Annotated in this window: 1 protein-coding gene; it reads right to left on the bottom strand. The window is 45.0% G+C overall.

The window, feature by feature from the left end; translation table 11 throughout:
• Positions 1 to 605 (bottom strand): cation diffusion facilitator family transporter (locus ACWHAR_RS26085; protein ID WP_452088300.1); only part of this gene is annotated, 605 nt, incomplete at its 3' end.
• Positions 606 to 776 lie beyond the last annotated feature (171 nt).

The following is a 776-nucleotide window of genomic DNA, read 5'->3' as shown; positions in this document are numbered from 1 at the left end:
TCGTCTTTAAAGATATCCCACGCAGTTTTGCAAATGATGATGCCGATGATAAAAGCCGTTACCGGATCAATCCACGGCAGCTTCAGCTGGGACGAAAAAACACCGATAAACGCGCCGGCGCTTACAAAAGCGTCTGACCTGCTGTCCTTTGCCGCTGCCATCAGGGCAGAGCTTTTAATGGACGCTGCCAGCCTTTTGTTATATAAATAGATGCCATACATAAACACAGCACTGCCTAACGCCGTCCATGCCGCGATAAGATTTGGCGTTTCCGTTGTGCCGCCCGCAATCGCTTTTCCTCCGCCGATTAACACTTCAATGCCGACTGCCATCATAATAAAAGACGCAACAAGAGACGAAATTGTTTCAGCCCGATAATGGCCGTATGGATGATCGCTGTCTGCCGGTCTTTGAGAAATCCGCAATCCTATCAGCACCGCTACTGACGCAACAATATCTGTTCCATTATTTAACCCGTCTGCTCTCAGCGCTTCAGAATGATATAGAATCCCGATAACTAGCTTTACAACAGCAAGGATGACATATGCAAAAATATTGAGGAGCGCCCCTTTTTCTCCCTTTTTCAGATTTTCTGTCCGCTCCATTGAATACCAGCCTCCATTCTATTACATAGTATGGTTCAAAACATGAAAAATAGCAGGGTGCGTTCAATGAAGCGGAATATTTCGACAGCAAATTATTGCCCGGGAAACTTTTTGTCGATTTGTTGAATGTTTGTAAATTGGCGAAAGAATAGGACTGTTTTCACCTTTACA

Source organism: Bacillus sp. LR--39 (genome assembly GCF_053613335.1).
The sequence above is the reverse complement of the archived record's forward strand: the minus strand, read 5'-3'. Positions and strand labels throughout refer to the sequence as shown.